This is a genomic window from Micromonospora sp. DH14, from assembly GCF_029809455.1.
GTDB lineage: Bacteria > Actinomycetota > Actinomycetes > Mycobacteriales > Micromonosporaceae > Micromonospora > Micromonospora parva.
Window position 1 is genome coordinate 48,087 of sequence record NZ_JARVKT010000036.1, and the last position, 17,966, is coordinate 66,052.

The 17,966-nt window shown below is 70.1% G+C and carries 20 protein-coding genes; 6 read left to right on the forward strand and 14 right to left on the reverse strand.

Annotation, left to right across the window (positions count from 1 at the left end):
- Nucleotides 1-23 precede the first annotated feature (23 nt).
- The 8 genes from QCZ28_RS29895 to QCZ28_RS29930 all read right to left on the reverse strand — a co-directional run bounded on the left by QCZ28_RS29895 (nt 24) and on the right by QCZ28_RS29930 (nt 5,169).
- Nucleotides 24-269, reverse strand: a complete 246-nt coding sequence (locus tag QCZ28_RS29895) for a hypothetical protein (protein ID WP_279519742.1) — start codon at nt 267-269, stop codon at nt 24-26.
- Complete coding sequence (locus QCZ28_RS29900) at nt 269-565, reverse strand: hypothetical protein (protein ID WP_279519743.1); 297 nt, start codon at nt 563-565, stop codon at nt 269-271. Before QCZ28_RS29900 ends, QCZ28_RS29895 begins: the two co-directional genes overlap by 1 nt.
- Nucleotides 562-810, reverse strand: coding sequence for a hypothetical protein (locus QCZ28_RS29905; protein ID WP_279519744.1), 249 nt, complete (start codon nt 808-810; stop codon nt 562-564). Before QCZ28_RS29905 ends, QCZ28_RS29900 begins: the two co-directional genes overlap by 4 nt.
- Before the next feature lie 142 nt (nt 811-952).
- Nucleotides 953-3,154, reverse strand: coding sequence for a cell division protein FtsK (locus QCZ28_RS29910; protein WP_279519745.1), 2,202 nt, complete (start codon nt 3,152-3,154; stop codon nt 953-955).
- Nucleotides 3,151-3,480, reverse strand: coding sequence for a hypothetical protein (locus QCZ28_RS29915; RefSeq protein ID WP_279519746.1), 330 nt, complete (start codon nt 3,478-3,480; stop codon nt 3,151-3,153). The genes QCZ28_RS29910 and QCZ28_RS29915 overlap by 4 nt, the downstream gene beginning before the upstream one ends.
- Nucleotides 3,481-3,575: 95 nt before the next feature.
- Entirely contained in the window at nt 3,576-4,553 is a 978-nt protein-coding gene (locus tag QCZ28_RS29920; protein ID WP_279519747.1) for a hypothetical protein, read from the reverse strand.
- Nucleotides 4,550-4,924: an RRQRL motif-containing zinc-binding protein gene (locus QCZ28_RS29925; protein WP_279519748.1), complete on the reverse strand. Its 375-nt coding sequence runs from the start codon at nt 4,922-4,924 to the stop codon at nt 4,550-4,552. The genes QCZ28_RS29920 and QCZ28_RS29925 overlap by 4 nt, the downstream gene beginning before the upstream one ends.
- Nucleotides 4,924-5,169 (reverse strand): DUF6284 family protein, encoded by a 246-nt coding sequence (locus tag QCZ28_RS29930; RefSeq protein ID WP_279519749.1) that lies wholly within the window; start codon nt 5,167-5,169, stop codon nt 4,924-4,926. Before QCZ28_RS29930 ends, QCZ28_RS29925 begins: the two co-directional genes overlap by 1 nt.
- Before the next feature lie 503 nt (nt 5,170-5,672).
- Here QCZ28_RS29930 and QCZ28_RS29935 point away from each other — a divergent pair.
- Complete coding sequence (locus QCZ28_RS29935; protein ID WP_279519750.1) at nt 5,673-6,479, forward strand: GntR family transcriptional regulator; 807 nt, start codon at nt 5,673-5,675, stop codon at nt 6,477-6,479.
- Nucleotides 6,476-7,015, forward strand: a complete 540-nt coding sequence (locus tag QCZ28_RS29940) for a kinase (protein WP_279519751.1) — start codon at nt 6,476-6,478, stop codon at nt 7,013-7,015. Before QCZ28_RS29935 ends, QCZ28_RS29940 begins: the two co-directional genes overlap by 4 nt.
- Here QCZ28_RS29940 and QCZ28_RS29945 read toward each other — a convergent pair.
- A complete protein-coding gene (locus tag QCZ28_RS29945; protein ID WP_279519752.1) occupies nt 7,012-7,533 on the reverse strand; it encodes a hypothetical protein in 522 nt (173 codons plus the stop codon). The two genes, QCZ28_RS29940 and QCZ28_RS29945, sit on opposite strands and share 4 nt — an antisense overlap.
- Before the next feature lie 658 nt (nt 7,534-8,191).
- On the opposite strand from QCZ28_RS29945, the gene QCZ28_RS29950 reads away from it, so the two are divergent.
- A complete protein-coding gene (locus QCZ28_RS29950; RefSeq protein ID WP_279519753.1) occupies nt 8,192-8,650 on the forward strand; it encodes a hypothetical protein in 459 nt (152 codons plus the stop codon).
- Between the two features lie 10 nt (nt 8,651-8,660).
- Here the strand turns inward: QCZ28_RS29950 and QCZ28_RS29955 are convergent, their stop codons facing one another.
- From QCZ28_RS29955 to QCZ28_RS29975, 5 genes are all read right to left on the reverse strand, one after another.
- Nucleotides 8,661-11,042, reverse strand: a complete 2,382-nt coding sequence (locus QCZ28_RS29955) for an excinuclease ABC subunit UvrA (protein ID WP_279519754.1) — start codon at nt 11,040-11,042, stop codon at nt 8,661-8,663.
- A 29-nt stretch (nt 11,043-11,071) separates the two neighbouring features.
- The gene (locus QCZ28_RS29960) at nt 11,072-11,482 is read right to left on the reverse strand and encodes a VOC family protein (protein ID WP_279519755.1); all 411 of its coding nucleotides are present in this window, start codon (nt 11,480-11,482) and stop codon (nt 11,072-11,074) included.
- 5 nt (nt 11,483-11,487) lie between these two features.
- The gene (locus QCZ28_RS29965; protein WP_030333111.1) at nt 11,488-11,937 is read right to left on the reverse strand and encodes a helix-turn-helix transcriptional regulator; all 450 of its coding nucleotides are present in this window, start codon (nt 11,935-11,937) and stop codon (nt 11,488-11,490) included.
- A 67-nt stretch (nt 11,938-12,004) separates the two neighbouring features.
- Nucleotides 12,005-12,964, reverse strand: a complete 960-nt coding sequence (ligD, locus tag QCZ28_RS29970) for a non-homologous end-joining DNA ligase (RefSeq protein ID WP_279519756.1) — start codon at nt 12,962-12,964, stop codon at nt 12,005-12,007.
- A 31-nt stretch (nt 12,965-12,995) separates the two neighbouring features.
- Nucleotides 12,996-14,480, reverse strand: a complete 1,485-nt coding sequence (locus QCZ28_RS29975) for an MFS transporter (protein ID WP_279519757.1) — start codon at nt 14,478-14,480, stop codon at nt 12,996-12,998.
- 77 nt (nt 14,481-14,557) lie between these two features.
- Here QCZ28_RS29975 and QCZ28_RS29980 point away from each other — a divergent pair, with 77 nt between their 5' ends.
- The 3 genes from QCZ28_RS29980 (at nt 14,558) to QCZ28_RS29990 (ending at nt 17,914) form a co-directional block, all read left to right on the forward strand.
- Nucleotides 14,558-14,989 (forward strand): helix-turn-helix domain-containing protein, encoded by a 432-nt coding sequence (locus QCZ28_RS29980; protein WP_279519758.1) that lies wholly within the window; start codon nt 14,558-14,560, stop codon nt 14,987-14,989.
- A gap of 100 nt (nt 14,990-15,089) precedes the next feature.
- Nucleotides 15,090-15,677: a TetR/AcrR family transcriptional regulator gene (locus QCZ28_RS29985; RefSeq protein ID WP_279519759.1), complete on the forward strand. Its 588-nt coding sequence runs from the start codon at nt 15,090-15,092 to the stop codon at nt 15,675-15,677.
- The gene (locus QCZ28_RS29990; RefSeq protein ID WP_279519760.1) at nt 15,677-17,914 is read left to right on the forward strand and encodes an MMPL family transporter; all 2,238 of its coding nucleotides are present in this window, start codon (nt 15,677-15,679) and stop codon (nt 17,912-17,914) included. The genes QCZ28_RS29985 and QCZ28_RS29990 overlap by 1 nt, the downstream gene beginning before the upstream one ends.
- The last annotated feature ends 52 nt before the right edge of the window (nt 17,915-17,966 follow it).

The window sequence follows — 17,966 nt, forward strand, 5'->3', positions numbered from 1 at the left end:
CAAAGGCTCAGGGGGGATGGAGGTCACGCCGGGCGGCGTGACGCGCGCTCGGCGGCGAGGTCGACCACCGCGCCACGGCCGGTCGACCGCCGTCCGGCGGCGACGCTCAGGCGCAGATAGAGCCGGTAGCGGCCGGCATCGGCACCGGTCAGCGCGTGGCGGGTGCCGCGCTGAACCACGTGCCCGGCGTCAGTCAGCGCGGCCGTGGCGGCGTCCAACTCGGCGCGGGTGCCGATGAGCCACACCTCCAGGCCGTGAGGCCCGGCCATCAGGCCGCCCGCCCGGGTCGGGGGCGACTCAGGATGGCCGCGCGGGTCACGGCCTGCCGCAGGTCACCGAGCAACCCGACCAATTGCCGGCGGGCGGCCAGATCGGACGGCGCGAGCGCCACCCTGACGCGCACCTCGGCGTGCTCCCGCCCGGCGGCGGTGCGCACCCGCACGAGGACGGCACGGGCGCGGCCGGCAACGTCGACCACGATTTCGTCGGATCGGTGCTCACCGAGGCCGCAGCGGTGGTCTTTGCCGCACCAGTCGGTGTGCCCGTCGCGGGTGCGGCGGTTCATCGGTTGGCCTCGGCGCGCAGGCGGTGAAAGTGGTTGTAGACGCGTCGGCCGGTGCGCAGCCGGTGGCCTCGGTCGCAGCGGCGGCAGGCACGCGGCCGGCGCAGCACGCGGGTGGTGATTCGGCCGGTGCCGGCGCACCGCTGGCAGGTCTTGACGGGCTTGACCCAGCACAGCCCGGCGTAACCGAGCGTGATCAGGGCGGGGATCGCGACGAGGACGATAGCGGCGGTCAGGTGGGGGTTCACAAGTGCCTCCCGGGCCGGTTTTTGGGTGCACGGGGCCGTGAGCTGCTATCTGCTAGGTCGCAGCTCATGATTCGGATCGGGTGCTAGCGAGGGTGCTAGCGCTAGCAGGACGGACCGCTAGCGCTAGCACCCTCGCGGCGGGTTATCCGGCGGACCGCTTCCGGTCACGCTCCGCAATCGCGGCGAGCACGTCGGGGTGCTTGATGCCGCGCCGGGTGGTGGCCTTACCGTCGATGCGCCGGCCCACGTCGCCGACCTTCACCAGCGGGTGGGGCTTGAGCGCGGTGGTGAGCTGCGCCGCCTCCCACCCGCCGTACACGTCGGGCCGCAGCTCGGCCAGCAGCGCGCACAGCGTCTCGTTCCACACCGCCTTCTCATCGCCCGGCCACACCCGCGCCAGATCACCCAGCACGTCCGCGACCGGGGCCACATCGCGGGTCTGCTCGTCCAGCTTCGGCAGCGTCCCCGCCGTGGTCCGCAGCGCCACCGCGCGGGCCACGATGCGGGCGGCGGCGGTGGTGTCGACGTAGAACGACCGCACCGCCGACGCCTTCGCACCGAACCCGCGCAGGATGCCCCACCCCGCCTCGGCCACCGGCTGAAAGACCGTCGCCCGGTAGCCGTTCTTATAGGCCGAGGTGCCAAGGATCATGTCGTTTGCCGTCTGGTCAGCAACGGACAGGCAGAACCGCGAGTTGACGTTGCGGGTAATGCCGGTCGGCAAGCTGTCCTTGTCGGGGATCTGCGTACCGATCAGGATGATCACGCCCAACGCGCGGCCGAGCTTGATGACCTTTTCCAGGATGTCCCCGGCGTCCTTGCCGTACTTGCTGGTCATCAGCTCTTGCAGCTCATCGAACCACGCCACCAGCGGGTGCAACCCGGACCCCTTGAGGCTGGCCAGCTCGGGCGTGACCTTGTTCTCGGGTGCCTTGCCCAACCGCGCGTAGTGCTCGATGCGCTTCGACCGGCGGCGGCACTCCTCATACAGCCACTCGATGAAGGCGAAGCAGCGGGCGAGGGTGTCGTCATCAAAGCCGTTGCCGTACTCGGCCATGACCGGCTCCAACACCGCGAAGTCGCCAACGCCCTTCAACTCGTAGCCTCGGATCTCGGTACGGGCGTCGAGGGCGGCGGCCAGGATCAGATCCCGCAGCGCGAACGTCTTCCCCGACCCGGGCTGCCCGCCGAACAGGTAGTTGCGGAACATCAGGTCAACCGCGACCGTGTCCAGCCGTGGGGTGGTGGCGAACGGGAACGCCTTGAACACGTCCACCTTGGCCGACTCCGACAGCAGCGGCCAGGCCGGCTGCTTCATCTGCGACGCCGGCTCATACCCGACCCACAACGCCAGCCGGCCCGTGTGACCGGGTGCCGGTTCCGGCCACACCTGATCCAGCGGTAGCCGCATCGCTGAGGCCAGCCGGCCGCGCCGGGCGACCACCTCGGCGGCCTCCACCCCGTACGGCAGGTCGACCACGGCCAGGTGCCCGGGGCCGTCGCGGTGAATGTCCACCGGGAAGCTGATCGCCTTCGGGTCCTTGGCAACCGCCGAGTTGATCGCGGCCATCTGCAACGAGGTCAACGCCCGACGCACCAGCTCGGCGGTCAGCTTGCGGTACCGGGTGCCCTCGGTAACCCGGTCGGTCAGCGGCTTGTCCGCCGGTCGACCGAGCGTGGCCAGCAGCGGCACCACCACCGCCAACGCGACGTAGCGCCACCACGGCGGACCCATGGCCAGGACAATCGCCCCGGTCACGGTCGCACCAGCACTGGCCGCGAGCACCCACCACCGCCACACGCTCTGGCGCTGCCGCCGGGCGTCCAGCTTGAGCCACACGTCCGCCTCACCACGCGTCGCGGCAGCCTGCCGCAAGTGCCAGTTGCCCTCTTCGGCGCTGGCCCAGTGCACCGCCCGACCGAGGCCGCGGAACAGCCCAACCGGTGCCCACACAGCGGTTTTCGCGGCATACTTCGGCAGCCGCACCGCGTGGTAGGCGGTGACGTAGCCGGCGTCCTTGCTCTGGTGCCGGGCCGCCGCGCGCAGGCCGCGCCACGAACGCGCCCACTCGGCCAGGATCGGCCGGCGCTCGCGCTGCCGGGCCAACACGTCCGGCGGGATGTCCTCGGCCGCGTCGACCAACCCGCCGAGGCGCTCCGGCCCGTCGTCGACCGTCTCGGCGTCCTCGCCGGTGTCGTCGTCGGCCGGGGGGCGGGGGCGGGGCACCCGGCGGGCGCGGGCGTCGTCCAGGTCGACCACCTCGGCATCCGGGCCGGTGGTGAGATCGTTTTCGGCGGCCTGCCAGTCGAAACGGTCGCCGGGCTCGTTGTTCGGGGCGCTCATCGGGACTCCTTCCCGGTGCGGATGACAGCGAGGGGGGCGCACAGACGGCCGTAGGCGTCGATCTGCCACGGCGTGGTGCGGATCAGGCCACGCGCGGTGAGCGCGGCGGCAACGGTGGTGAACTCCCGCTCATCGGGCCGGTCGTAGTCCTCCATGCGGATCGGCAGGTCGACCCACTCGGTGCCCTGGTTGTAGTCAATGAGCAGGATGTAGCCGCCGCACGCAGCGGCGGTGATCGTGGCGCGCAGCGGCGTGCCGAGCCAGATCGGGCGGCGGGGCCGCAGTCGGGTCGCTGCTTTCCGCAGCGCCCGCAGGGGTGACAACATCAGTGACCTCTCCTGGATGTCTGCAAGACGGACGGGGTGAGACCGGCGGCGCAGCACTGGTTTCCAGGCCATGAGGGCTGCGCCGCCGGGCGGGGCTACTCGGTGTCGGTCAGGTTCGCGATGGCAGCGGAGAAGTGGTCCTGCACGAGGGTGATCACCAGGGCGGACGCGAACGCCAGACCGGGAATGAGCAGGTGAAGCAGCACCTGCATGCCCTGCTCAGGCAAGCCGCCCGGGTACGCCTCGGTCAGCGACGGCATGACGTTCATCGCGGCAGTGCTGGCCAGCAGCCCATACTCGACCTTGCGGACGGTGCGCTCGTGCACGCTGCGCCCGACTGCGGAGAGCTGCCCTCGGGCGATGAGCAGGCCGACCAGCAGGATGGAGAACGCCGGGTCGACCAACCACGCGACCAGCCACGTCGGGGACCACGGCTCGGCGTGTCCGGCGGCGAACCGCTGAACGTTGACCATCGTGAACGCAAGCGCGAACAGCAGCGCCGACCACGCCATCGCGGTCCAGCGCGCCCGCTGGCGCATCAACCGGACCGCCTGCACGTCCGGGTCCATCAGCAGTCGACGCAACTGCCGAGCCTCCGCAGCTTTCGCGGTCCACTCCTGAACCCGGCGGGTCCGTCCCTGCATCAGCGCGTCCCGCGCTGCCTGCATCCGCTCGGCCCGGCGCTCCCCCCGGCTCAACCGGCGGGTCGGCGCGGGCGGGGCGGGCGTGTCCGGGCGACTGACCGGCGCGACCTCGGCCGGCGGCGTCGGCGGCGTGATCTCCGGCGCGGGCGTCGGGTCCGGTACGACCGGCGGCGCGGCCTCGGGTGCGGCCGGCGTCGGGGTCGGGTCCGGGATGACCTGATCGGTGGTGTCGGCCGGCGGCGCGGCGGGCTCGGTCTTGAGCAGTGCGAGCAGTTCGCCGGCCTTCGGTGCGCCGATGCGGAACTCCCGCATGAGCCGGTTCCGTGACGGGAACGCCTCCCCGTCCGGCAGGTCCAGCGCGCGGGCGGCGGGCAACAGGTCCTCGATCGGTTGGGGGTAGCGGGTGCCGTTGATGGTCGGGGCGGTCATGCTGCGTCCTCCTGGGGGAAGGCGCACGCGAGGCATTCGCCCAGCGAGCGCGGGATGAAGTACGGCCGCACCGTGTGGCAGGTCGGGCAAGTGCGGCGGGCCGTGAGTGCCTTGCCGATCGCGGCGCGCTGCGCGGGGGTCGCGGTGCGCTTCGGCGCGGCCAGGTCGAGGCGGTACAGGTAGGCGGTGCGGGTGCCACCAACGCCGCGCCAGAGCACCTGAGCGGCGATCGGCTGACCACCCGGGCGCAGGCCAGCGGCGGTCAGTTGACGGCGGGTGGCGTAGCCGGGCGGGGCACCCCGCCACCAGTAGGTGGGGATGCCGTACCGCGCCCCGTCCGGGTCGTGAAAGGCGGCGCGGATGCGAGCCATCAGGCCGCGCGACGCGGGTCGGTACGGGTAGCGGTGTCGGCGGCGGCGCGGGTGACACGGGCCTCGGCCCGGCGCAACCGCCGCCAGTCCAGCGGCGACGGGCCGCCGTGGTCCTCGGCGTAAAGCAGCGTGATCTCGGCGTCCAACAGGTCCAGCTCGGCCGCGATCAGCGGCCATTCCGCGTCGATCGCGGTCAGGTCGGCGGCGGTCGGTTCGGCGGTGACGGGGGCAAGGTGCGTACGCACGGGGGAACCTCCGATGAAGTCAATGAAGTGGGGGAAAGCCCGGGGTGCGACCAGACCGGCCGCACCCCGGGGTGAACAGAAATAGAGAGGCAGAAGTCCATGCCGCGCGCCGGATCCGGCCCGCTCGCCCCGCTCGCCCGGGATCTACCGGGGTCGGCCACCGTGTGGCTCAAGGCGGGGATGCCGCAGACGGATCTACGCGGCGCTTCTGCTGTGAAGTTCTCAATGAACGACTGCGCGGAGGCTCGTGGGCGTGCAGCTCCGTGAGGGGCTGCCTTCCCCGGCTGCCTGCCGGCTTGTGTGACGTACGCAACCTAACAACTGATATGCCGACGGGTCAACTGTTAGGTTCAAAGACGCGCCTGAGCTGCGGCAACAGCGGCAGCGGACCTACCATCTGATAGGTCGCTGGTAGGCTTCCGCTGCTCCTGTCTGACCGCGAGAGGACTCCCATGCCAACCCCTGATCCCCGGCTGTCTCGCTCTGAGGCGCTTCATCAACAGGTGGCCCGGACTATCCGCAACGACATTGAGTCAGGCACCCTTCGCGATGGCCAGGTGCTTGATTCGACGCGTGAACTTGCCAATCAGTGGGGCGTGAGCGTCTTTACCATTACTGAGGCAATGCGACTGTTGGCCGAAGAGGGGCTAGTGGTCAGCAAATCTCGCTCTAAGCGCGTAGTGCACGCTCCGGACCAGTCGAAGAGAAATGAGATCCGCCTTCAATCGCCACGCGTCCTAATCGTCGGGGGGTACGCCGGCAGCGGTAAAACCGAGCTGGGCCGGATACTCGCTCGCGAGACAGGCTGGCCAATGCTGGACAAGGACACCTTGACACGTCCGGTTCTTGAGGCCGCGCTAGAGCTGATTGGACTATCTCCGCATGACCGAGAATCTGAGCAGTACCTCAAACTGTTGAGGCCACGAGAGTATGAAGCCCTGATGGAAGCCGCAGCCGAAAACGTCGCTTGCGGCAACAGTGCCATCATCACTGCGCCTTTCATTGCCGAATTCAACGATTCGGCTTGGCTAGACCGCACGCGGTCATCTTTTGTCGACAAGAACGCGGCCGTTACTTTCGTCTGGGTCTATTGCGACGAAGGAAGCATGCAGACCTATATCCGGCGTCGGGGAGCCGCCCGCGATGCAGCAAAGCTCGCAGACTGGGATGGTTACCTTGGCCGGATCAATCTAGATTTCAGGCCACCAGTTCCGCACATGCTGATCAACAATTGCATTTCCGGTGCACCGCTCAAGGCGCAGGCGAGAACACTTCTCCGTGAGGTTATGGGCGGAGAGGCCGAGCAGTGAGGGTTGGCATCATCCTTTACGGACCGCCCGCTGCCGGCAAAGACACGGTGACGCAGGCCCTTCACAGCGCCGACACGCGCTGCTCACTCTTCAAGCGTTTGAAGGTCGGCGGCGGGCGCACCGATGGCTATCGGGTGATCAGCGAATCGCAACTAGCAGACCTTGCCGATAGAGGCGAAATCGTTTGGGAGAATCGTAGGTATGGTGCGGTTTACGCGGTCGACCGCACCGGCCTATCGACGCATTCGGCCTCCGGGGTACCGGTGCTACACCTCGGGCAAAGCGCGGCTATCGAGGCCGTACGGGATGCCGATCGCTCAATCGCTTGGTTAGTTGTGTATCTCTGGTGCGCCCGAGACATAGCCGAACAACGGATGCGCGGGCGAAACACAGGAGACGTGCCTGCCCGACTGAGCGCCTGGGATAGCACCGAAAGCATAGAGGCGGACTTGCGCATTGATACCGGGACCACCGATCCTGATCGCGCCGCAGGGCAAATACTGCTTGCGATGGGGAAATTGCACGCTCACAATTAACAGCGGATATGGGTACCACACAGCGGCGGGGCATCGATGCGGCAGACTTTCCAGCCGCCGTCAATGCCCCGCTCTTGCTTTGTCTTAAAGCGCCATTCGTGGCCCGTGCCGACTACAAAGATGGGCTGCCCATCGGTAGCAACTTCGGAGAAGCGAAGTTTTATCGTCGCGGAAACAGTCCCGTCGCCGTCAAGCTGCTTCCAATCGGATGACTCCACTTTGATGCTCCTGCCGGTTGCTTTGATCACTTCACGCATTCGGCTTGTCTCTTTTAAGAGGTCATCGCGGCGACTGTCGCAGAGGCAGCGTTCTACGCCGAAGCCGTCTCCGTACTCCGCGAACGCCGCCAGCAGGTATGCGTTCGCGGCGGCGATGGGGTCGGCTTCACCCTTGCCGGCCTGTGCCGTTTTCACGACTGCCCATCCTGCCGGCACCGCCAGGCATCCTGTCGCAACGAGCGCGGCGATGATCGCGAGTCGCAGCGGCCACGAGCGAGGGAAGGGGGGTCGGGCGATCATGGCATTGAGGCTACTAAGCCGATCAAGGTTCGTGGGACCTTCGTACGTCTGTACGATCCCCTGTGTGAGAGAGCAGCTAGGGCGGTGGTGGAACGGGTCTTGGGGCCGACTCACGCGTCGTGACATCTGGCTTGCTCGTGAGATCCGATGGCACGTCGTGGCTAGGTCGGGCAGCTCTGAGACTGGCGAGGTTCGGCGCTGGAACTTCGGCAATGAGGACGAGGCACGGCACATGGTCCGGCGGCTGATTTCCGCCGACGGCGGGCAGTGGCGCGAGCAGCCAAGCAAGGCGGCAGAGCCGCCGGAGTGAGCCGCTGTGCCATATGCGTGCCAAAGTTGCCCCCGCCGCCGCACTGTCGCTCACGCCGGGCCAGGTCAGGGCGGGTACACGACCGGAAGGCATACCCCCCTCCGGAGGCGGGGGCGCAGGTTCGAATCCTGCCGGGGGCACACTCGCTGAAAAGTTCGACCGTCACGAGAGGCTCCTGACCGGCGATTCGGTCGGGAGCCTTCTTCATGGTGGGCCGCATGCCCACCGGCAGGGCAGGACAGCCGCCGGCAGGACAGCCCCCATGCCCGGGGCGAACACCGGCGCTGGCAGTGGGCGCTCGCGCACCCCACGACGACCCGCGACGCCACGAGATCAACAATGTCGACCATGCTGTTTCTCGGTTTGCTTCTCGCGGCGCTGGCTGGGGCGGTCATCGCGACCGTCCTCACCGTCCGTGGGCTCCGCGCGGTCTTCAGGAATCGTGAACGGTCACCTCGCCTGCGGGCGACGGCGCTCCTCGTCGGGGCGGGCGCCGTCGCCATGTACGCCTGGGGTCTGCTCCACCTCGGCTACGCGGTGCTGCAAGCCGAGGACGGTGGCGCCGGATCCTCCCCGGTCGAGCCCTGCCGTCAGGCCGGGCCGGAGATGGCAAGCCTGGTCGTCGGGTACGACGTCGACTTCCTGCCGCTGCACTTCGAGTGCCGCCTCAGCGGTGGCGGCACGTACGTCACCTCGTCGGTGCCCGGGTACGTCACCCCGACCACCATCGTCCTCGGGTTGGTCAGCGTCAGCTGCGCAGCCCTCGTGGTCGGCGCCGGACGGCGCGAACAACGGCCGGTCGGGTGAGCGTCGATCGTCAGCCGCCGACGTACGCCGCCAGGTGCTCACCGGTGAGGGTGGAGCGGGCGGCGACCAGGTCGGCCGGTGTGCCCTCGAAGACGACCCGGCCACCGTCGTGGCCGGCGCCGGGGCCGAGATCGATGATCCAGTCGGCGTGCGCCATCACCGCCTGGTGATGCTCGATGACGATCACCGACTTGCCGGCGTCGACGAGGCGGTCGAGCAGGCCGAGCAGGTGCTCGACGTCGGCCAGGTGCAGGCCGGTGGTCGGTTCGTCGAGGACGTAGACGCCGCCCTTCTCGGCCATGTGGGTGGCCAGCTTGAGCCGCTGCCGCTCGCCGCCGGAGAGGGTGGTGAGCGGCTGGCCCAGGCTCAGGTAGCCGAGACCGACGTCGGCGAGCCGGTCGAGGATGGCGTGCGCGGCCGGTGTACGGGCCTCGCCGGCGCCGAAGAACTTCTCGGCTTCCGTCACCGACATCGCGAGCACCTCGCTGATGTCGCGGTCGCCGAGCCGGTATTCGAGCACTGACGGCTGGAACCGCTTGCCCTCGCAGTCCTCGCATTCGGCGGCGACGCCGGCCATCATCCCCAGGTCGGTGTAGATCACGCCCGCGCCGTTGCAGCTCGGGCAGGCGCCCTCGGAGTTGGCGCTGAACAGCGCCGGCTTCACCCCGTTGGCCTTCGCGAACGCCTTGCGGATCGGGTCGAGCAGCCCGGTGTACGTGGCCGGGTTGCTGCGCCGTGAGCCGCGGATGGCCCCCTGGTCGATCGACACCACCCCGGCGCCCGCCGGGATCGACCCGTGCACGAGCGAACTCTTGCCGGAGCCGGCGACGCCGGTCACGACGACGAGCACCCCGAGGGGTACGTCGACGCTGACGTCCTGGAGGTTGTTGGCGGTGGCGCCCCGGATCTCCAGCTTGCCGGTGGGCGTGCGCACCGTCTCCTTGAGAGTCGCCCGGTCGTCGAAGTGGCGGCCGGTGATGGTGCCGCTGGCCCGCAGGCCCGCCACGGTGCCCTCGTAGCAGACCGTGCCGCCGTCGGTGCCGGCTCCGGGCCCGAGATCGACGACGTGGTCGGCGATGGCGATGGCCTCCGGCTTGTGCTCCACGACCAGCACGGTGTTGCCCTTGTCGCGCAGTTGGAGCAACAGCTCGTTCATCCGTTGGATGTCGTGCGGGTGCAGCCCGATGGTCGGCTCGTCGAAGACGTAGGTGACGTCGGTGAGCGAGGAGCCGAGGTGGCGGATCATCTTGGTGCGTTGGGCCTCGCCGCCGGAGAGGGTGCCCGACGGCCGATCGAGCGACAGGTAGCCCAGCCCGATCTCCTCGAACGAGTCGAGGAGGTGTTGCAGGCCCGCCAGCAGCGGGGCCACCGACGGTTCCTCGATCTCGCGTACCCAGGCGGCCAGGTCGCTGATCTGCATGGCGCACGCGTCGGCGATGTTCCTACCGTTGATCTTCGACGACCGGGCCTCCTCGCTGAGCCGGGTGCCGGCGCACTCGGGACAGGTCGTGAAGGTCACCGCACGCTCCACGAAGGCGCGGATGTGCGGCTGCAACGCGTCGATGTCCTTGGCGAGGAAGGACTTCTGGATCGACGGGATCAGGCCCGCGTACGTCAGGTTGATCCCGTCGATTTTGATCTTTGTTGGCTCCCGGCGGAGCAGGTCGTGCAGCTCCCGCTTGCTGAACTTGGCGATCGGCTTGTCCGGGTCGAAGTAGCCGCAGCCCCGGAAGATCCGGCCGTACCAGCCCTCCATGCTGTAGCCCGGGATGGTGATCGCGCCCTCGTTGAGCGAGAGGTTGTCGTCGTAGAGCGCCGACAGGTCGATGTCGGTCACCGCGCCCATGCCCTCGCACCGCGGGCACATGCCGCCGAGACGGTTGAAGGTCGCCTTCTCGGTCTTCGTCTTGCCGGCACCGCGCTCGACGGTGATCGCACCGGTCGCCTTCACCGACGGGACGTTGAAGGAGTATGCGTTGGGCGGGCCGATGTGCGGCTGCCCGAGCCGGCTGAACAGGATGCGCAGCATCGCGTTGGCATCGGTGGCCGTGCCGACGGTGGAGCGGGAGTTGGCGCCCATCCGCTCCTGGTCCACGATGATCGCGGTGGTCAGGCCATCCAGCAGGTCCACCTCGGGCCGGGCCAGCGTCGGCATGAAGCCCTGCACGAAGGCGCTGTAGGTCTCGTTGATCATCCGCTGCGACTCGGCCGCGATGGTGCCGAACACCAGCGAGCTCTTGCCGGAGCCGGAGACCCCGGTGAACACGGTCAGCCGGCGCTTCGGGATCTCGACGCTGACGTCCTTGAGGTTGTTCACCCGCGCGCCCTGCACGCGGATCAGGTCGTGACTGTCGGCGACGTGCGGCGCGGACGGCTGGCTGGCCGTGCTCATCGTGTCTCCATCTGTCGAGGGCGCGGGACTCAGCGCACTTCCTGGATGCGGATCATATTGCCGGCCGGGTCGCGGAAGGCGCAGTCGCGTACGCCGTACGGCTGCTCGGTCGGCTCCTGGACCACTTCGGTGTCGCTGGCCTCCAGCTTGGCGAAGGTGGCGTCGAGGTCGGTGGTGGCCAGGTTGACGCCGAAGTAGCTGCCCTTGGCCATCAGTTCGAGGATGGTCTGGCGCTCGTCGTCGGTGATGCCCGGGTTGGCGGTCGGCGGGTGCAGGACGATGGCGGTGCTGGGCTGACCGACCGGCCCGACCGTGATCCACCGCATCCCCTCATACCCGACGTCGAGGCGGACCTCGAAGCCGAGGACGTCACGGTAGAAGGCCAGGGAGGCCTCCGGGTCGGTGTGCGGAAGAAAGCTGGAGTGAATGGTGATGTCCATGCTGATCACGCTAGTTGCGGCTCGGTGGCCCGCGCTTCTCGATTCCTGACCGGTCGGGTCACCTGCTTGGCCACGCACGACGGCATCCCGGCCGTCGCCTGTGCCGCCCGCCGCCGGTAGACGCTCGGCGGCACGCCGACCAGCTCGGTGAAGCGGGTGCTGAAGGTGCCCAGCGAGGAGCAACCGACAGCGAAACAGACGTCGGTGACGCTCAGGTCGCCTCGACGCAACAGGGCCATCGCCCGCTCGATGCGTCGGGTCATGAGGTAGCTGTACGGGGATTCGCCGTAGGCGAGGCGGAACTCGCGGCTCAGGTGGCCGGCCGACATGTGCGCGCCACGAGCGAGCGCCTCCACGTTCAGCGGCTGCGCGTACTCCCGGTCGATCCGGTCGCGGACCTTGCGCAGCCGCGCGAGGTCGTCGAGTCGCTGCGTCGCGTCGGATTTGCTGCTCACCAGGAAAATCGTGCCACAGCCCACCGACAATCGACCGTTGCCGCCACGTGGGGGGCCGACCAGTCGGTCAGCCGGCCTCGCGGCGGGCGCGCGCCCGGCGCTTCCCCTCGTGCATGGCCTGCACCCGGGCCACCGGGATGGTCCGGCCCTCGGCGACCAGGTCGGCGGGAAGCGGTTGCGCTGCCGGCATCAGCGCGGCCCACGGGTCGCCGTCGACGAGCAGTGCGGGCGCGCTGCGGATGGTGAAGTCGGCGGGCGTCACGTCGGGCAGGTCGGCCCAGTCGACCGGGAACGAGACCGGCATCCCGGGGCGCAGCCGGGGGCTGTACGCGGCGGCCACTGTCGCCCCGCCCGCCCGGGTGGCGTCCACGAAGACCCGGCCACCCCGGTCCTCCCTGATGTACGCCGTGGTGGCCAGCGCCGGATCGAGCCGCTCGGCACGGACGGCGAGCGCCCTGGTGGCGGCGGCCAACTCCTCGGCCGTTGGCTCGTCGGTCACCGGCACGAAGACGTGCACCCCCTTGGCACCGCTGGTCTTGACGGCACCGGTCAGACCGGCGTCGGCGAGCGCCTGGCGGACCAGCAGGGCCGCGTCGACAGCCGCGCGAAACCCGTCGCCGTCCGGCGGGTCGAGGTCGAGGACCAGGTGGGTCGGGCGGTGCAGGTCCGCCGTGGTGGCCAGCGTCGGGTGGAACTCCACCGCCCGCTGGTTGGCGAACCAGAGCAGGGTGCGGCGGTCGTCGCAGAGGGCGTACGAGATCTCCCGGTGCGACGCCTCCGCCCAGACCGCTGTCCGGCGGACCCAGTCCGGGGTGTACCGGGGCAGGTTCTTCTGCATGAACGGCGGCTGGCCGGGGCGGACCCTGATCACCGACAGCGGCCGGCCCCGCAGGTGCGGGAGGATCCGGTCCGCGACCGCGTCGAGGTAGTCGACAAGGTCGCGCTTCGTCGCGTCGTCGCGGTCGGACAGCGGCTGGTCCAGGTTGGTCAGGGCCACACCGTCCCGGGTCTCGTCAGCCTCGCTCACCCGACCACCCTCCCGGCCGGACCGCCGCCGGTCAACCGGACGCGGCGCTTCGGTACGGATCGGTTCCGCTACCCACCGCCGCCCTGTCGGCCGGATCGGCGGCCGACGACGGCCCGGCCGACGGTCGGGGCACCGCGGTCAGCGCCACCAGCCACGCGGCGAGAACCAGACCGGCGGCCACGGCGAACGCGGTCCGGTAGCCGCCGGCGAGCGCGGCGGTCTCGGCCCAGCCGGCTGCCCGCAGCGCGTCGCTGCGGGCGGCGGCCAGGGTGGCCAGCGCGGCCAGGCCGACCGCGCCGCCGACCTGCTGGGTGGTGTTGGCCAGGCCGGAGGCGAGCCCGGCATCCGCGTCGGTGGCGCCGGCCATGGCCAGTGTGGTGACCGCCGGCAGGGTCAGGCCGCCGGCCACGCCGAAGAACAGCATCGCGGGGAGTACGTCAGCGACGTAGCCGCCGTCGGCGGGCAGCCGGGCGAGCAGGAGGAAGCCGACGGTCGCCAGGACGAGCCCGACCAGCAGGACCTTGCGGGCACCCCAGTGGGCGATCAGCCGACCGGCCAGACCGAGCGAGACCACGGCGATCACGACCGGGGTGGGCAGGAAGGCCCAGCCGGTCGCGGCGGCGTCCAGCCCCAGCACCAGTTGCAGCTCCACGGCGAGCAGGAACTGGAATCCGAAGTACGCGCAGACCATCAGGAACTGCACGGCGTTCGCCGCCACCAGCCCTTTGACGCGCAGCGCCCGGGGCGGCACCAGTGGGGTCGGCGCCACCCGTTGGCGCAGCGCGAAGCCGCCGAGCAGCAGCGCCGCGAGGGCCACCGCGCCGAGCGTCCGAGGACTGGTCCAGCCGTGCTCGCCCGTTCCCACGATGCCCAGCACGGCGGCCATCAGACCGGCGGTCGCGAGCAGCGCGCCGGGCACATCCAGGCCGGCCCGCAGGCCGATCCCCCGCTCGGCCGGGAGCCGGCGGAGGGCAGCGATGAGGATGACGGCCCCGATCGGCACGTTGACCAGGAAGATCGTCCGCCATCCGGCGGCCTGGGTGAGCACCCCTCCGGCGACGGTGCCGACCGACGCGCCGGCCGCGCCGGTGAAGCTGAAGATGGCGATGGCCCGGGCCCGTTCGGCCGGTTCGGGGTAGAGCCGGACGATCATGCCGAGGCTGACCGCCATGGCCAGCGCGCCGCCGACGCCCTGCCCGAACCGCGCGCCGACCAGCAGGGCCGGCCCGGTGGCGACGGCGCAGGCCAGCGAGGCCGCTGTGAACAGCGCGACGCCGGCCAGGAAGACCCGCCGTCGGCCCAGCAGGTCGCCGAGCCGGCCGGCGAGCAGCAGCAGTCCGCCGAACGCGACCAGGTAGGCGTTGACCACCCAGGCCAGGCCGGCGGCGGTGAAGCCCAGGTCGCGCTGCACGGCGGGCAGCGCCACCGCGACGACTGTGCCATCCAGGATGATCATCAGGCTGCCGGCGCAGAGCACCAGCAGCGCCGGCCAACGGGGTGGGACGACACGTTCCACGAGAACCTCCTTGGTGCACGGTTTGTTACCGAGGTCATCGTCTGTGACCATGAACCGGAGCGGAAGGAGGCACTGTTATGTCCCAGAGGAACAGCGATGTGTCCGCGCAGGTCGAGGCCGAGTTGACCTGCGCACCCGGGAAGGTGCCGTTCACCGAGGGGCAGGCCAGCGCGTGCACCGTCCGCGAGGTGCTCGATCGGGTCGGCGGCAAATGGAGCATCAGCATCCTGGTGTCCGCCTCGCACGGCCCGGTGCGCTTCACCGAGCTGGAGCGGCACATCGAGGGCATCAGCCGGCGGATGCTCACGCTCACACTGCGCAACCTGGAACGGGACGGCCTGCTGCACCGCACCGTCCATCCGACCGTTCCACCCAAGGTCGAATACACCGCCACCCCGATGGCACTGGAGCTCTACGAGTCGCTGGTGGCGCTCACCAGTTGGGCCGAGCGGCACCGTCGGGCCATCGCCGAGGCGCGGACCAGGTACGACGCCGAGCACGCCGGATAAACCCGACCACGGTGTGGTGAACGCCACCGCCTCCTTCTGACCGATCGGTCAGGGTCTGACCGATCGGTCAGGCATGCTGGTTGCGGGAGGTGGACCGACCATGGTCAGAGCGGTACCCGACACGCACGGTGAGATTCTCGCCGCGGCGGCGCGGCAGTTCACGGTGACCGGCTACCGGGGCACCTCCCTGCAGGACATCGCCCGTGAGGTCGGCTGCTCCAAAGCCACCGTGCTCTACCACTTCGCCAACAAGGAAGCCCTGCTCGCCGAGCTGATGGCTCCGGCGATCGGCGTGCTGCGGGACCTCGACGACCGGCTCACCGGCCTGACCGGAGCGGCCGCGCAGGAGGTTGCCGCAGAGGGCTTCGTCGACCTCGCGGTCCGGTTCCGGCGGGAGATCGCCGTGCTGCGCGGCGAGTTCCCGGAGCTGCTGTGCCAGCCGGCCTTCGCGCACATCCAGCAGATCTCCGACCGGCTGCGCGACGCGTTGGCCGGTCACTCCGACCGGCCGGGCGCGCGGATCGCCGCGCTGGTGCTGCTCGCCGGCATCTCCGAGGCGTGCGGCGAGTTCGCCGACATCACCGACGACGACCTGCGCTCCGCCCTGCTCACCCTCGTCCGACGGGCCGTCGAACCCGTCGACGCGGCCCTGCCCCAACAACCCACGACCGAGGACAAGGACTCCTGATGGCCACCCTGCTCTACCGGCTCGGCCGGGGCGCGTTGCGCCGGCGACGGCTCGTCGTCGCGCTCTGGCTCGTCGTACTCGTCGTCGCCGGCCTGGCCGCGGCGACCCTGCGCGGCCCGACGGCGAGCAACTTCACCATGCCCGGCACCGAGAGCCAGCGCGCGCTCGACCTACTCAGCGAGCAGTTCCCCGCTGCCAGCGGCGCCACCGGCACCATCGCGGTCAAGGCCCCGGCCGACGGCCAACTCGCCACCGGTGAGGGCCAGGCCGTCGTGCAGGAACTGGTCCAGGAGGCCTCGGCACTGCCCGGCGTGGTCGGCGCGGTCAACCCGTTCCAGGTCGGAGCGGTCTCCCCCAACGGCCGGTACGCGCTGGTCCAGGTCCAGTTCGCCACCGGCGGCGACGAGGTGACCGACGAGCAGCGCACCGCGTACGAGGAGGTCGGTGCCGCCGTCAAGGCGAAGGGTTGGCAGGTCGCCCCGGGTGGCGAGGTGCTCGGCGGTGAGCCGGAGATCGGCTCCACCGAGGCGATCGGCGTACTGGTCGCCGCGATCGTCCTGATCATCACGTTCGGCTCCCTGGTGGCCGCCGGGATGACCATGCTCAACGCGCTGATCGGCGTGGGCGTCGGCATGGCCGGGCTGTTCGCGCTGAGCGGTGTCATCGAGTTGACCAGCACCGCGCCGATCCTGGCGCTGATGCTCGGCCTCGCCGTCGGCATCGACTACTCGTTGTTCATCACCTCCCGGCACCGACAGAACCTGCTCGAAGGGATGTCCCCCGAGGAGGCGGTCGGCCGGGCCGTGGGTACCGCCGGTTCCGCGGTGGTCTTCGCCGGCGCCACGGTTGTCATCGCCCTCGCCGGCCTGGCCGTGGTGCACATTCCGTTCCTCACCGTGATGGGTCTCGCCGCCGCCGCCACTGTCACCATCGCCGTGCTCGTGGCGATCACCCTCCAGCCCGCGCTGCTCGGCTTCGCCGGCCACCGGGTGCTCCCGCGCCGGCTGCGTGCCGTGCCCACCGCAAGCGTGGCCGACGGCGTCGGCACCGACGAGGACGACACGGACGTCACCGACCGGCCGGCCGCGACCACGACCCCGATCGAGGACCGCAACGGGTTCGGCTTCCGCTGGGCGCGACTGGTCACCCGGTTCCGGGTGCCGGTCATCCTGGTCGCGCTGCTCGGCCTGGGCCTGCTCGCACTGCCCACGCCGGACATGCGGCTGGCCCTGCCCGACGCCAGTACGGCGACGGAGGGCTCACCGGCCCGGGTGGCGAGCGACCTGACCACCGAGGGCTTCGGTCCGGGCTTCACCGGCCGGCTCGCGGTGGTCGTGGCGGGCGACGACGCGCAGGCGACCGCCGCCGCCGTGCCGCAGGTGACCGCGATGATCCAGCGCACCGAGAACGTCCTCGCGGTGGCGCCGCCGCAGCTGAGCCCGGACGGCCGGACCGCCCTGCTCGGCGTGGTGCCGAAGACCGGCCCGACCGACGAGGCCACCGAGACCCTGGTGCACGACGTCCGCGACGCGGTCGGCGGGGTGCAGGGCGCCGATGTGCTGCTCACCGGTGCCACAGCCATCGGTATCGACGTCTCGGAAAAGCTCTCCGACGCGCTGCCGATCTACCTGCTGCTGGTCGTCGGGCTCTCGGTGCTGCTGCTGATGCTGGTGTTCCGCTCGCTGCTGGTGCCACTGAAGGCGGCACTGGGCTTCCTGCTCACCGTGGCTGCCACGTTCGGCATCACGGTGGCGATCTTCCAGCAGGGTCACCTCGCCGACCTGGTCGGCCTGGACACCCCTGCCCCGCTGGTCAGCTTCCTGCCCATCCTGCTGATCGGCATCCTGTTCGGGCTGGCCATGGACTACGAGGTGTTCCTGGTCTCCCGGATGCGGGAGGACTTCGTACACGGCGACACCGCGCGTGAGGCCACGATCAGCGGCATGGGCCACGGCGCCCGGGTGGTCACCGCCGCCGCGCTGATCATGATTTCCGTCTTCGGCGGTTTCGTGTTCCTCGACGACCCGATCATCAAGTCGATGGGCTTCGCGCTCGCCATCGGTGTCGCCATCGACGCGTTCGTGGTCCGGATGACCATCGTCCCGGCGGTGATGTCGCTGCTCGGCGACCGCGCCTGGTGGCTGCCCCGCTGGCTCAACCGCGCCCTGCCGAACGTGGACATCGAGGGCGAGGGCCTGCGCACCCACCTCGGGGACCGCACGCCGACGCACGTCTGACCCATTGATGGTGGAGGTGTGGTGGCCCGCGGGCACCCCAACCCCCAAGACA